This window comes from Psychrobacter sp. NPDC077938 (assembly GCF_044542635.1).
GTDB lineage: Bacteria > Pseudomonadota > Gammaproteobacteria > Pseudomonadales > Moraxellaceae > Psychrobacter.
Window position 1 is genome coordinate 396,999 of the sequence record NZ_JBITUW010000003.1, and the last position, 13,829, is coordinate 410,827.

13 protein-coding genes are annotated in these 13,829 nt (G+C 42.9%); 10 read left to right on the forward strand and 3 right to left on the reverse strand.

Features of this window, described 5'->3' with window-relative positions; translation table 11 throughout:
- Positions 1 to 20 precede the first annotated feature (20 nt).
- The 8 genes from mrdA to scpB all read left to right on the forward strand — a co-directional run bounded on the left by mrdA (position 21) and on the right by scpB (position 8,116).
- Complete coding sequence (gene mrdA / locus ACIGBM_RS07615; RefSeq protein WP_191113959.1) at positions 21 to 2,006, forward strand: penicillin-binding protein 2; 1,986 nt, start codon at positions 21 to 23, stop codon at positions 2,004 to 2,006.
- An 84-nt stretch (positions 2,007 to 2,090) separates the two neighbouring features.
- On the forward strand, positions 2,091 to 2,777 hold the full coding sequence (rsmD, locus tag ACIGBM_RS07620) for a 16S rRNA (guanine(966)-N(2))-methyltransferase RsmD (RefSeq protein ID WP_397477305.1): 687 nt from the start codon (positions 2,091 to 2,093) through the stop codon (positions 2,775 to 2,777).
- 210 nt (positions 2,778 to 2,987) lie between these two features.
- Positions 2,988 to 3,416 (forward strand): 50S ribosomal protein L13, encoded by a 429-nt coding sequence (gene rplM, locus ACIGBM_RS07625; protein WP_057761004.1) that lies wholly within the window; start codon positions 2,988 to 2,990, stop codon positions 3,414 to 3,416.
- 10 nt (positions 3,417 to 3,426) lie between these two features.
- On the forward strand, positions 3,427 to 3,813 hold the full coding sequence (rpsI, locus tag ACIGBM_RS07630; RefSeq protein ID WP_021813618.1) for a 30S ribosomal protein S9: 387 nt from the start codon (positions 3,427 to 3,429) through the stop codon (positions 3,811 to 3,813).
- Between the two features lie 333 nt (positions 3,814 to 4,146).
- On the forward strand, positions 4,147 to 5,235 hold the full coding sequence (locus ACIGBM_RS07635; RefSeq protein ID WP_397477361.1) for a lipid A biosynthesis acyltransferase: 1,089 nt from the start codon (positions 4,147 to 4,149) through the stop codon (positions 5,233 to 5,235).
- A 108-nt stretch (positions 5,236 to 5,343) separates the two neighbouring features.
- Positions 5,344 to 6,429, forward strand: a complete 1,086-nt coding sequence (gene trpS / locus ACIGBM_RS07640) for a tryptophan--tRNA ligase (protein ID WP_296211446.1) — start codon at positions 5,344 to 5,346, stop codon at positions 6,427 to 6,429.
- 180 nt (positions 6,430 to 6,609) lie between these two features.
- The gene (locus ACIGBM_RS07645) at positions 6,610 to 7,431 is read left to right on the forward strand and encodes a segregation and condensation protein A (protein WP_397477362.1); all 822 of its coding nucleotides are present in this window, start codon (positions 6,610 to 6,612) and stop codon (positions 7,429 to 7,431) included.
- Between the two features lie 124 nt (positions 7,432 to 7,555).
- Positions 7,556 to 8,116, forward strand: coding sequence for an SMC-Scp complex subunit ScpB (gene scpB / locus ACIGBM_RS07650; protein WP_397477306.1), 561 nt, complete (start codon positions 7,556 to 7,558; stop codon positions 8,114 to 8,116).
- 120 nt (positions 8,117 to 8,236) lie between these two features.
- On the opposite strand, the gene lolA is transcribed toward scpB, so the two are convergent.
- The 3 genes from lolA to rplU form a co-directional block, all read right to left on the reverse strand.
- Positions 8,237 to 8,923 carry an outer membrane lipoprotein chaperone LolA gene (gene lolA / locus ACIGBM_RS07655; RefSeq protein ID WP_057761010.1) on the reverse strand — a complete coding sequence of 229 codons (687 nt, stop codon included), beginning with the start codon at positions 8,921 to 8,923 and terminating at the stop codon, positions 8,237 to 8,239.
- Between the two features lie 411 nt (positions 8,924 to 9,334).
- Complete coding sequence (rpmA, locus tag ACIGBM_RS07660) at positions 9,335 to 9,592, reverse strand: 50S ribosomal protein L27 (protein ID WP_021813611.1); 258 nt, start codon at positions 9,590 to 9,592, stop codon at positions 9,335 to 9,337.
- A 91-nt stretch (positions 9,593 to 9,683) separates the two neighbouring features.
- Positions 9,684 to 9,995 carry a 50S ribosomal protein L21 gene (gene rplU / locus ACIGBM_RS07665; protein ID WP_057761012.1) on the reverse strand — a complete coding sequence of 104 codons (312 nt, stop codon included), beginning with the start codon at positions 9,993 to 9,995 and terminating at the stop codon, positions 9,684 to 9,686.
- A 569-nt stretch (positions 9,996 to 10,564) separates the two neighbouring features.
- Here rplU and ACIGBM_RS07670 point away from each other — a divergent pair.
- On the forward strand, positions 10,565 to 11,590 hold the full coding sequence (locus tag ACIGBM_RS07670) for a polyprenyl synthetase family protein (protein ID WP_397477307.1): 1,026 nt from the start codon (positions 10,565 to 10,567) through the stop codon (positions 11,588 to 11,590).
- Between the two features lie 825 nt (positions 11,591 to 12,415).
- Positions 12,416 to 13,816: an efflux RND transporter periplasmic adaptor subunit gene (locus ACIGBM_RS07675; protein ID WP_397477308.1), complete on the forward strand. Its 1,401-nt coding sequence runs from the start codon at positions 12,416 to 12,418 to the stop codon at positions 13,814 to 13,816.
- The last annotated feature ends 13 nt before the right edge of the window (positions 13,817 to 13,829 follow it).

Sequence of the window (13,829 nt, forward strand, 5' to 3'; positions counted from 1 at the left end):
CGTTTGGGCTCTGATCTTCTATGAATAAACCGATAACTCCCAATACCGAACAGGTCAATAGTACCTTTACCAATCGTATTATCATCTTTGGGATTATAATATTGATTGGTTTGGGCGGTTTGATAACACGTTATGGGTATTTGCAAGTCTACGCTCATGATCAGTACACAACGCAAGCCGATAACAACCGTATTAAACTGATATCTGCGCCGCCTAGTCGTGGGTATATCTATGATCGTAACGGGGTAATACTGGCAGACAACCAGCCAGTATTTACAGCGATGCTCAGTCCTGATGAGGTTGAAAATCCTGAACGTACGTTGCATCTGCTTGCGCCGATTTTTGATTTAACCGATACAGATATCACTGACATCTTGGCGCGTCTAAGTAAAAATAAAAACGATCCTGTGACGATTAAGATTGATTTAACAGAAGCACAGTTGGCTCAGTTTAGTGAACGTAAGCCATTCTTCCGTGGGGTCTCTATCCAAAGCAAACTTACGCGCTCTTATCCTTATGATGAGCTGTTTGCCCATGTCATCGGCTATGTCGGACGTATCAATGACAAAGAGTCAAAGCGTATTGATAAAGACCGTTACGCTGGTACTGACTTGATTGGTAAAATCGGTATCGAAGATTACTACGAAGATATTTTGCTCGGGCAACCGGGTTATCAATCGGTAGAAACAGACGCACATGGTAATATCTTACGCCAGCTGGATACCAAGCCGCCGATAGCGGGTAACGATATTACGTTGAGCTTGGATTATGGTTTGCAAACCATCGCCCAGCAGCAACTTGATGGACGCCGCGGTGCAATCGTCGCGATAGATCCAAAAAACGGAGACGTCTTAGCGTTTGTTAGTAATCCAAGCTACGACCCTAATCCTTTTATATCGGGTATTTCTTTCAAAGACTACGACGATCTGCGTGAAGATTTGGATCAGCCACTGTATAACCGTGCACTACAAGGTACGTACCCACCTGGCTCTACTATTAAGCCATTCGAGGGTCTAGGCGGTATTCATTATGGTCTACGCGATTGGAACAGCACTATCTATGACCCTGGTTATTTTAGCTTACCTGGAGACACGCATCGATTCCGCGACTGGAAACGTGGCGGTCATGGCACGGTAGATCTGAAAAAATCCATCGCAATGTCGGTCGATACTTATTATTATAAGTTGGCTTATGAAATGGGTATTCAGCGTCTGCACGATTGGATGGTACGCTTTGGTTTTGGTGAGGATACTGGTATTGATTTACCTAACGAAAAATCAGGCATCATGCCATCGCCAAAATGGAAAAAAGACACTTACGATAAAGACTGGCTACCGGGCGAAACGATCTCGGTCAGTATTGGACAAGGATATTTCTTGGCAACGCCGCTACAGATTGCCAACGCTACAGCCATGACAGCCAGTAAAGGTCAGCATATCACCCCGCATCTATTAAAAAGCAGTGACGGTGCCGCGGACGTCAAAATCATCACTAAGCCAGATGGTAAAATTGACTATAACGGTAAGCCGTCTGACTGGTTGCGTATGCATGATGCGATGGAAAGCGTGGTAGAAAACGGTACAGGACGCGGTATCTATACCCCGCGCTATCGTATCGCTGGTAAAACAGGTACTGCACAGGTGAAATCTATTGCGCAGGGCAAACGCTACGATAAGTCGGCAATCGATAAGCGCCACTGGGATCACGCTTGGTTTAATGGTTTTGCGCCAGTAGAAGACCCGCAGATTGCCCTCGCAGTATTGGTCGAAAATGGCGGCGGTGGTAGTGCTGTTGCCGCACCTATCGGCCGTGCTCTATTTGATTACTGGGTATTACAACGTAAAACAGATCCTGTGCTGCCACCTTCTGCTGATGAACTAAAAGTTATTAAACGCCAAAAGGCTTTTGAAAAAGCGATGCGTGATGCCATTCGTGATAAAGAAGCAAAAGCATTGGAAGAGAAAGAAGCCGCGGAAGCCGAAGCGGCAGCAGCGACATCTGAGTAACTAGACGTTTGAGTAGTTAATAGTATAAAAAGCAAAACCTAGTAAAGTAAAACCTAGCAAAGAATTGGTAAGCGAGACACGATAATGAAAAAAGCCTCAAATGGACGCGCACCAAAGAATAACCGTAAAGCGAAAAGTGCCGCAGCGGGTGATGTGCGCATCATTGGTGGTCAGTTTAAACGCCGTATTGTAAGTTTTATCGATGCAGATGGCCTGCGCCCGACCCCAGATCGCTTACGGGAGACTTTATTTAACTGGCTACTCGCTGACATTCATGATGCCCATGTACTCGATAGCTGCGCTGGCAGTGGCGTACTAGGATTTGAAGCACTATCTCGCGGTGCGGCCCACACAACATTTATCGAAATCAATCCAGCACAAAGTAACATGCTACGTCAGAGCGCTGAGCAATTACGCCTTGAGGCTGCTGCTTATCAAATCATCACTGGCACTGCTGAGCAAGTATTGCGTCAAGAGCAGCTGACTGCGCGCCCTTTTGACATTGTATTTATCGATCCGCCTTATGCTCAGGATTTATGGCAGCCTATTTTGACTGCGCTTATTACCAACGCTTTAATCAATACTGAAACACTGATTTATTTAGAAGCTGATAAAGATTTGTCAGCACAGCTTAAGCAATTGGAAGCGTCGCTAAATGAGAATTTAGACCTCCAATCAAGCGTTACTCAGCAACCAATCGCTTTTGAATGCTTGAAACAAACCAAAGTCGGACAAGTTGTCGCTGGACTTTATCGTCTATCATCGTCATAATTGTCGGGTTAATGAAAGCCGTTAACGTATTTTACAAATGTTTAGAACCGCTAAAAACTGGCCGACGCTGCAGTTTAATGTATATAAGGCGAAAATAAACCCCAATGCAGCTTGCAAGCGTAGGCGCTACTGCTTATAATGTGCAGTCTGTTTTTTGAGAGCCCCGTTCCCAGCTAAACTCTCAACGAATTCTAATTTTAAGGTTTTATCATGAAAACACTTAGTGCAAAACCAGCTGAAGTGACCCATGACTGGTATGTCGTAGATGCTGACGGCAAAACCCTTGGTCGCTTAGCCACTCAAATCGCAACTCGCTTACGTGGCAAGCACAAGCCTTCTTTTACTCCGCACGTTGATACTGGTGACTTTATTGTTGTCATCAATGCTGACAAAATCACGGTAACGGGTAAAAAAGCACAAGACAAAAAGTACTATCGTCACAGTGGCTACCCAGGTGGTATTAAAGAAACCAACTTCAATAAGTTGCTTGCACATAAGCCTGAAGATGTTCTACACAAAGCAGTTAAGGGTATGCTTCCAAAGGGCCCTCTTGGCTATGCGATGATTAAGAAGCTGAAACTTTATGCGGGTACTGATCATCCACATACTGCACAGCAACCTAAAGAACTAGACATCTAAGGATATACTTATGGAACGCAATTACGGAACTGGTCGCCGCAAGACGTCTACTGCTCGTGTATTTTTATCAAAAGGTACTGGTAGTATCGTTGTTAACGGTAAGCCACTTGACGAATACTTCAGCCGTGAAACTTCACGCATGGTTGTACGTCAGCCATTAGAACTACTAGACTCTGCTAACGCATATGACTTATATGTAACTGTTGCAGGCGGTGGTATTAGTGGTCAAGCTGGCGCAATCCGCCACGGCATCACACGCGCATTAATCGAAGCTGACGAAACTTTGAAGCCTGCCCTAAAAGCAGCTGGTTTTGTTACTCGTGATTCACGTCAAGTTGAACGTAAGAAACTGGGTCTACGTAAAGCACGTAAACGTCCACAGTTCTCAAAACGTTAATCAAAACTCTCTCTTATATTTTTGCTGCTGTTGTCTTTTTCTCAGAGCTTCAGTAGCAAAGTTAAATAAGAGTCTGGTTTTGCAAAACCTTATAAGCTGGTCACAGCTTATAAGGTTTTTTTTATGTCTACTGATAGCGCGTTAACTATCTGATTGTCTTCATTAAGCTAGCTTTGTTTTACGGTGATAATCAAAATGAGCACCTTGTTTCGACACTACAAAGTAGAGCGTCTGTAGAAATTCTAACTTGCAAAGCATTAAACGCTACCCCATCATATCAGTAACTTTTTATTATTAGCCATGATGCCTCAAACCGTGCCGCAGAAGGATATTATGAAAGCGCCAGAACAATTCGACCCTAGCAAGCCATCTGCCAATAGCAGCGTGCCGCCTAGCATGAAACAGTCGGCTAAGTCGCCTGCGATACTGGCTGGCACACCGACAATTACCCAAAATCATAAGCGTACAGCGCAAGCAGATAACAAGCCATTTCAGTGGCAGTTTTTATCACCTAAGAATTGGGGCATTTGGTTATTATTCTTAATAATGCTACCGATGATATATCTGCCGTTACGTTGGCAGTTTTGGCTAGGTCGTAAGCTTGGTATGTTGATTTATAAAGCTGCTGGTTCACGTAGACTCGATACGTTAATTAACCTGAAGTTGGCATTTCCAGAAAAGCCCGAAGCTGAACGTGAATTAATGGCCAAGCAAGTATTTGTCAATCAAGGCATTGGTGTGTTTGAAACGTTATGCGCTTGGTTCAGGCCAAATATATTTACTAGAACTGTATCCATTTCTGGTTTACAGCATATTGTTAATGCGCAAAATGAGCAGCGGCCAGTTATCCTGCTCGGTGCACATTATACGATGCTAGATTTGGGTGGCCTATTATGTGCGCAGTTTTTCCCTGTAGACTGTATGTATCGTACGCAAAACAATCCTTTATTAGACTGGTTTATTTATAATGGTCGTACCAATATATTTGGTAAGCAAATCTCTAGTCGTGATATGCGAAGCTTAGTTACCTCTATCAAAGCAGGACACGTCATTTGGTATTCTCCTGACCAAGACTATGGTCTCAAGCAAGGTGTCATGGCGCCATTCTTCGGTGTACCTGCTGCGACGATTACTGCATCGCGTCGCATGGCAAAACTGGGTAGCAAAGAAAAGCCACCAGCTGTTATGGCACTGCATACTTATCGGCAGACACCTGACAACTTGCCGCGTGGTAAACGTCCCCATTATCATTTAACAATTACGCCAGAATTAGACAATTATCCAAGTAAAGATGAAGTCGCTGATGCTACTCGGGTTAATGAAGTTTTAGAAGGACTCATTCGTATTGATCCCACTCAGTGGATGTGGTTTCATCGCCGCTTCAAACATGGGCCAAACGGTCGTACCGATATCTATAAGTAAGCCTTTATTCCCAAAAATACTGGTGAAGTTTGCTATACTTTGCGGCTAATATTTTGCATTTTAGCTATGCACTGATAATAATTTAATAAACAAAATAACGGATTTTCCATGAGCAATAACAGTACTCCTGACAATCAAACTTCTGATACTTCAACTGAAGCCAAGCGCATCCTGACTGGTATCAAACCGACTGGTATTCCGCATTTAGGTAACTATGTTGGTGCGATTCGTCCAGCTATTGAGTCTATTCAAAACAGTGATCATGAAGCGTTTTTCTTTTTGGCAGACTACCATGGCATCATTGGTTGTTATGACCCTGCTATCATTCATGAATCGACGAGAGCCATTGCCGCTACGTGGATTGCTTGTGGTCTAGACCCTGAGCGTGTGACGTTCTACCGTCAGTCAGACGTGCCTGAAATTCCAGAACTTGCTTGGATTTTGAACTGCTCATGTGCCAAAGGTTTGATGAACCGCGCCCATGCCTATAAAGCAGCCGTTGATATCAATACAGAAAAAGCCGATGTCGATCCTGATCAAGGTGTCACCATGGGGCTGTTTGGTTATCCAGTACTAATGGCGGCTGATATCTTGATGTTTAATGCGACCCATGTACCTGTTGGGCGTGACCAAGTGCAGCATATCGAGATGGCGCGTGATATCGCAGGTACTTTTAATCATCGTTATAAGTCGCTTTTCACGCTACCGTCAGCAGTCGTTGATAACGATATACCGCTGCTTACTGGGCTTGATGGCCGCAAGATGAGTAAGAGCTATAGCAATACTATCCCCCTATTCGGTGAGCCAAATCCACAGGTTAGTCCTGAAAAACAGATGCATAAAGCCATCATGAAAATTGTGACTAACTCACAGCTACCTGATGAGCCAAAAGATCCTGATGATTCAGCTATCTTTGAGATTTATAAAGCATTTGCTACCACTGAAGAGATTGCTGCTATGCGTGCGCGTTATGCCGCTGGTATTGGTTGGGGCGACGCTAAGCAAGCCCTGTTTGACAAGATTAATGATGAAATCGCGCCATTCCGTGCACGTTACGAAGAGCTGATGGCCAATCCAAAAGAGCTGGAAGAAATCTTGCAGATGGGTGCGAATAAAGCCCGTCGTCATAGTCGTAAGCAACTAGACAAAGCTCGCCGTGCTATCGGCATCCGTCCGCTTGCTAAGCTTAAATAATCGTTGCTGGAATAGTCGTTTCACTGACGCAATTTATGATCAAAGCGGGTGCTAAACGTGCAAACTGAACCAAACACCAGACAGGCGGCTTTGTCTAATGCCGCCTTATCTGCTATGGCTGATTCAACCTCCGAACTTACAGACAATCAGAGCGATCATGATAAATCAGTCAACCATGATATGTCGCTACGTATCTATCAGACGCCTGTACAGCATTTGCCAGAAGATCTATATGTACCGCCGCAAGCCTTTGCTATTTGGTTAGAGCAGTTTGCTGGTCCATTGGATTTTCTATTGTATTTGGTCAAAAAGAACAACGTCGATTTGACCCAAATGCCTATTCTGCCTATCACTGAACAGTACTTAGCTTATATCGGTGAATTGGATACCGAGCACTTTGAATTAGCAGGTGATTATCTGTTAATGGCATCAACGCTCATCGCTATCAAAACCGAACTGCTATTGCCTGTCCCTGATACTCCAACCGACGAGCGTGATCCAAAAGCAGAACTTATCGAACGCCTCGAAGAGTACGCGCAAATCAAAGTGGTCAGTCAGCGCCTAGACAATCTAGTACGTCTAGAGCGCGATGTGTTTTTGGCCATGGTTAGTATGCCTGGTCAAGACGTTATGAATGCGGAACTGCCAAGCTACTCACCTAACTTGCTGATTGATAGCTTATTTAAAATGCAGTTACAGCCTGACTATCAAATGCATACGATCAAAGTTGATGCAGTACCCCTTGCCGATCGTATTGCCAGTATTAGCAGACAATTAAGTACAGATGGGGCGCGCTCCTTTTATGAGCTACTGGATAAGGCACAAGGTAAAATAGGCGTGGTCGTAAGTTTCGTCGCCGTACTTGAGCTTATAAAGCGGCAGTTAGTTGGTGTGGTCAATATTGAGACAGATAGCGGTATCGTCAACTCTGTTTCCAATAATTCTGATCAGAATAATATGAATAATGAATCCACAAATCTCACATTACAGTGGTTAGCCTAGTAGGCTCTAAGACTGTCTCTTAGACTACTCTCTATTAAAATCACAATATTGAAATAAGAGCATACTTTAGATGGTAGATATTGAAGACCCAAAGCAACATGACGAGACCCAAGAACCAATAACTATGACTACATCTCCATCGGTTGAGGCACAGCATGATTCTTTGGAAGAGTTGAGTAAATGTATTGAAGTACTGTTGCATGCATCAGAAGCACCGCTGACCGCTCACGCGTTAAAGAAACATTTGTCATTATCTACTAAAGAATTAAATCAAACCCTAGAGGTGCTGCAACAACGCTTAGGTACAGGTGTGCTTAGGCTACATGAGACAGCCAGCGGTTATCGCTTACAGATATCTGATGACTATAGCAGTCTAATTCAGCGTACTTTTCCCCAACGTCAGGAACGCCTTAGCCAAGCTTTACTTGAAACCCTAAGTGTCATTGCATATAAGCAACCTGTGACACGCAGTGATATCGAGCATGTGCGCGGAGTGACATTATCGAGCAATATACTGCGTCAGTTGTTTGATAAAGGATGGATTGTGGAGAAAGGTTTTAAAGATACTCTAGGTCGTCCTGCATTGCTGCATACTACTGCGCAATTTTTAGATGCGTTTGGATTAAGCCATCTAGATGAACTACCGCCTATGCCAGATATGGAAACCATACGAGCCATGTCTTAAAATTTCTGCTGAACAAACTATAGTTACTCACATAAAAAAGGACAGACCGCATAGGGTCTGTCCTTTTTATTACGTTGCTGATTTTGAATTGACATCCAAACCTAACAATATATCGATTAATTACTGATTGATAACGTCAACACCCTTTGGTGGTGTAAATTTAAACTGACTGCTACCAATACTTGGGTTCATCTTGATACCGCTAAATTTAATAGAGGTTGTTTGACCCAAAGTATCATTCAATACCATCATAACAGGTTTGCCACCACTAAAGCTTATTGAAAGACTTTTAAAACTTGCGCTGTCTGACTTAGGATAGAGTACATAGTAGTTTTTGTTGTCATATGGCTGAGTGATTTTGAAGTTTTGATCAATTTTGCTTGGATCACCTGATAGTAGCAAAGCTGGTGTATTACCTACTTGGCTGTCGACGTTTTGCTTAGTCGCTTGCTCTAAATCCTTGTCATAAACCCACATAGAATTACCATTGGCAACGATCAGTTGCTCTGATGGTGACTTGGTTTCCCAGCGGAAGTTATTTGGACGTTGGACACTCATAGAGCCTTTAAACGTACCACTACTCGCGCCTTTAGTCGTTTGACTGAAATTAGCCGTCATACTCTTGGTATTAGTCAGCAATTTGTTCAGACGTTTAGCAGCTGTTAGGTTGTCAGCAGGAGCTGCTGTAGCCGTTTGAGTCAATGCCATCATTGGCGCTGCGATACCTAGCGATGTCATTAATACACCTGCTAAAGCGCCACTCATCATTTTTTGTTTGGTTGATTTTTTCGTAGATAAGTTCATCATAAATCCTCTCTAAAAAAGCATAATCGCTTTAAAGTTGTTGCTAAAAATAAAATGTTCTATTGAAATTTTTGTTTTCTATAAATACTGATTTTACCAAGCTAAAACTGGTAACCATCAGCAATGGCAACAGTGTGCCAGTTTTTTTATTACGCGCCTAGTCATGATTTGCAATCTTTACTACGGCTGCCATACACGCTTGTAACCAATGCAGTTACACGGTAAAAGTTTGCATTTATAATTGTTAGCCATAGTAATTATGCCAATAGTGGCCTTAAAAATATCGCTCAAAAGAATTATTATTGATTTATATCACCCTACAAACGTAAAAAGCCCCTACTACCATAAGGCAGTAAGGGCTTTTTTAATTATCTGATCATTCTATCCAAAGAATAAAACGACCTAAATAGATAATTATGCGTTTTCAACCGTAACATAACGACGGTTAAATTTACCTTTGGTCGCAAACTTTACAACACCGTCATTCAGTGCAAATAAAGTATGGTCACGACCCATGCCAACGCCTTCGCCTGCGTGGAATTCTGTACCACGTTGGCGAACGATGATGTTACCAGCTGTGATAGCTTGGCCACCAAAGATTTTTACGCCTAGCATTTTTGGGTTTGAATCACGACCGTTACGGCTCGAACCGGCAGCTTTTTTATGTGCCATGAGAAAATCTCCTTGTTAATTTGACTTATCGCTGATGCGATAACTCTTAAGCATTTAGTGCGCTATTTAGCAATAATTGCTAAATGGATAATTAGGCATTAATCGCTTTGATTTTTAACAAGGTGTACCATTGGCGGTGACCTTGTTCTTTGTGATAATGCTTACGACGGTTGTGCTTGATGATACGGATTTTTTCGCCGCGACCATGCTCAACAACTTCAACTTCTACGCTAGCGCCGTCAACAACAGGCTGACCGATTTTGACGTTATCGCCGTCAACAACCATCAACACGTCTTCAAATTTGATTGTTTCGCCTTTTTCTGCTTTTAGTAGTTCAACTTTAAGCAATTCATCGACGACTACACGGTGCTGTTTACCACCAGTTTTGATTACTGCGTACATTGTATGACTCCGTTTAACCCGTGTGCCGTGGCTGATGTTATACCAACGCTTTTACGACGAACACGACAGGGAAAAATTAAAGGCAAGATTTTACGGCTTTTTGCTCATAAAAGCAAGCCGCGCCTCTTGTTTTTGCAAGGTGGTTACACTAATGACCATCTCTCATTTGGCTATAACGGCTGCTCATCAAAGAAAGTCGATAAACGACCATACGAATATAAACATGAGAAATAGTAATGATAAGTGATAGATTAAGCCCAACAGCGGCCATTATAACTTATGCAATCAGTTACTTACAGCCTTTTATGAATCATTTATGTGACCAATAAGCTTAAAATGCGCTAGAAGATATATCTGTAAAACATAAGATATTTCTTACAGTTTTTATTCTATTCAATAGGCATAGTAAGCCCTATATATCATACGCTTGACCTACTTGTGCTATATACTTTAACCAACAATTTAAGCAGATAGCTATGCTATCATAAGCGAAATAATACCTTACCTATAGATAGATAAAGTCAAGGTTATACCAACTCTCTTTACTCTTATTAATATGACTATTTATTATGACTAGTACCTCTTTAAATAATACCGTGCCTGCCTCTCAATCGACGCCTAGCTATGCTGATATTCAAAGTATTGTAGCCAATGACTTTGAGGTAATGGACAAGCAAGTGTTTGGCAGTTTGAACTCAAAAGTACAACTCGTTATGAGTGTCTCGCAACACGTGATCAATGCTGGTGGCAAACGTATGCGCCCGCTGATTACCTTGCTCTGCGCACGTATGTTTGATGACAATCCTTCAGAAAAGGCCATGCATCTAGCTGCTATCACGGAAATGCTACATACCGCGACCCTAGTTCATGACGATGTCATCGATGAGTCAGGGCAACGCCGAGGAAAGCCGACAGCAAATGCGACGTGGGACAATGCCACTGCCGTATTGGTCGGTGACTATCTGATTGCTCGTGCGTTCAACCTTTTGGTTGGCTTTCAAAGCTTGCCGTTGTTGCAAGTATTCTCTGATGGGACTTGTGACATTGCTGAAGGCGAAGTGTTACAGCTACAGCATCAGCACAACCCTGCTGCGACAGAGGAAGATTACTTACGCATTATCGATGGCAAAACATCACGCCTTTTCATGATGGCGACCCAAGGCGCTGCTATCTTGCAAGACAAGACAGAATATATGACGGCATTGGGCGATTTTGGACAGCATTTTGGTAATGCGTTTCAAATTATCGATGATGTGCTCGACTACAGTGGCGACAGTGAAGTGATGGGCAAAAACCTAGGCGACGACCTTGCCGAAGGCAAACCTACCCTACCAACCATCAAAGCACTCGAGCTACTCAAAGACAGCGACATTGAAGGTTATGAGCAGTTACGTATCGCCGTTCAGACAGGTAAGACACCAAACGCTGAGCAACTGATTGAGTTGGTACGTAGTTCTGGCTCATTGGCTTATTGTAAGCAGCGCGCGTTGGAAGAAACCAAACTGGCACAAGATGCACTGAGTACGCTACCTGACAACCGTTATCGTACAGGCTTATATCAATTGACTGAACTCGCTAGCGCCCGATTACTATAATTAACGCTGAGTCGTCTATATTATTCACTAATTAAGACGACTCTTTTTTTGACAGAATTTTTTAGCAAAGCTTTTTAGCGAATTTCTTTAGCAATTGATAAATAAAAGCCCATAAATTAAAAACTACCCTCTTAAAAACTAGCATGTCAGCCAAATCGTTACCTTTCTTTAAGTTTCATACATCCTTGCAGTACTATAATTGTATAAGGCTTTTTGACAGTCGGTTAAAGTTTGATGCCACTTGTTAGGGACATAGCGATAGTTATTTTTTATGACTGTAATTAGGGGTTGCTAAAATTGTCATTTTGTTGACAAAGTCGATTTTCTATCGTTTAAAAACCTTAGTTACTATAGGGTTTTAGATTTATAACAAAAGTTTACAATATATTTTGATACTAGGTTGTGCATGGTTCTATTAGCTGTTAATAGAGACGACGCTTACTATGACGGTAATCTATTAATTCGTAAACTGTAATATTACCGCTTTTCGGTCCAGCTTGTATCGCAAACTACTTGACTGTGGGGTTACCCCAATAGTTTATAATGACTCATTAAATTTATTAATCCATTCTGTGGTTTGCTTAAACAGTTAATGCTAAATAATTCTTTCGATACTTAATCCATATCGATGTCAGACTTTCTATTAGTCATATTTCTCTAATGGAACAATCTGAAACTGGAATAAATAATGCTAGCTTAGGCTATTTATTCTTTTCATTTAGCATTAGCAAGTTATTTAGCATTAGCAAGACCCTTATATTCAGTACGCCAAACTTATTGATCGATTTTTATACTGTCACTATTTATATATTGCCGAGGACATTGATGAAGCACTCTTATCTTGCGCTTGTAATAGCATCTGTACTATCTGGAGCTGTACTGGTTGGCTGTGACAACAACGAGGACGCCGCTGGTGCGCAAGCCGCACAGCAGCAAATGCCGCCCGCGGTTGTCAACGTTCAGACAGTCACTCTCGATACCGTCCCTCAAGTACAAACTTTTTCTGGTCGTACTGCAGCTTATCAAACTGCTGACGTCCGCCCACAGGTCAACGGTGTGATTGACGAAGTACTATTCCGTGAAGGAAGCAACGTCAAAAAAGGTCAGCCACTGTATCGCATCAACACCGATAACTATGCCTCATCTGTAACGAGTGGCCAAGCTGCCGTACAGCAATCACAGGCTAACTATCAAACTGCTGTGGCAAACAATGCCAATGCAAAAGCTGAGCTAGTCAGTCGTCAAGCGTCATTAGCACAAGCGCAAAATGACTTACAACGTCTGCAAGGTCTGGTCAGTATTGATGCCATCTCAAAGCAGCAGTACGATCAAGCACAAACAGCCGTACGTACGGCACAAGCAGCTGTACAAAGTGCCGCCGCCGCTGTCGGTCAAACTCAAGCAGGTATTGAGAGTGCAAAAGCAGGCATTCAGACCGCAAAAGCAGGTTTAGAAGCCAGTACCTTAGATCTAAACCGTACAATCGTACGCGCACCGCTTACCGGTCGTACTGATCGCTCTAGCGTCACTGCTGGTACTCTGGTCAGTGCTGGTCAAGCAGATCCATTGGTAACTATTTCACGCTTAGACCCTATCTACGTTGATATCAGCCAGTCTTCTTCTGAATTGCTAAAGCTTCGTCAGCAGATCGCAGATGGTACTGCTCAGCCAGGTATGAACTCAGTTGAATTGGTACTAGAAGATGGTTCTGTTTACCCAGTACGCGGTAAGCTTGCACTGTCTGAAGCCAAAGTTGATGAGTCAACAGGCGCTGTCACCTTGCGTGCTATTTTCCCAAACAGCAATAACATCCTGCTACCAGGTATGTATGTCACGGCACGTTTGACACAGAGCGTTATTACCAACGCAGCTCTTGTCCCACAAAGTGCGGTCACCCGTACGCCGAAGAGTGAGACGCAAGTCTATATCGTTGACGAAAATAATAAAATTCAAGTACGTCCGGTCACCATTAATGGTACTTACGATGGACAATGGGTCGTCACTGAAGGCTTGAAAGCAGGTGACAAAGTGGTTGTGATTGGCGGTGCTAAGGTCAAGCCTGATCAAGAAGTGGTCGCCAAACCATTAGAAAGCGCAAATCCAGCACCAGCTGCACAAAGTGCGCCTAATACCAAAACGCCGCAGCAAGCCGCAAAAACGATGGATAAAAAGCCAGCTGGCGATGAGACTTCTACCAAAAAACCAACAGAAGCCGCTGCCAACTAATTCCATTCAAGAC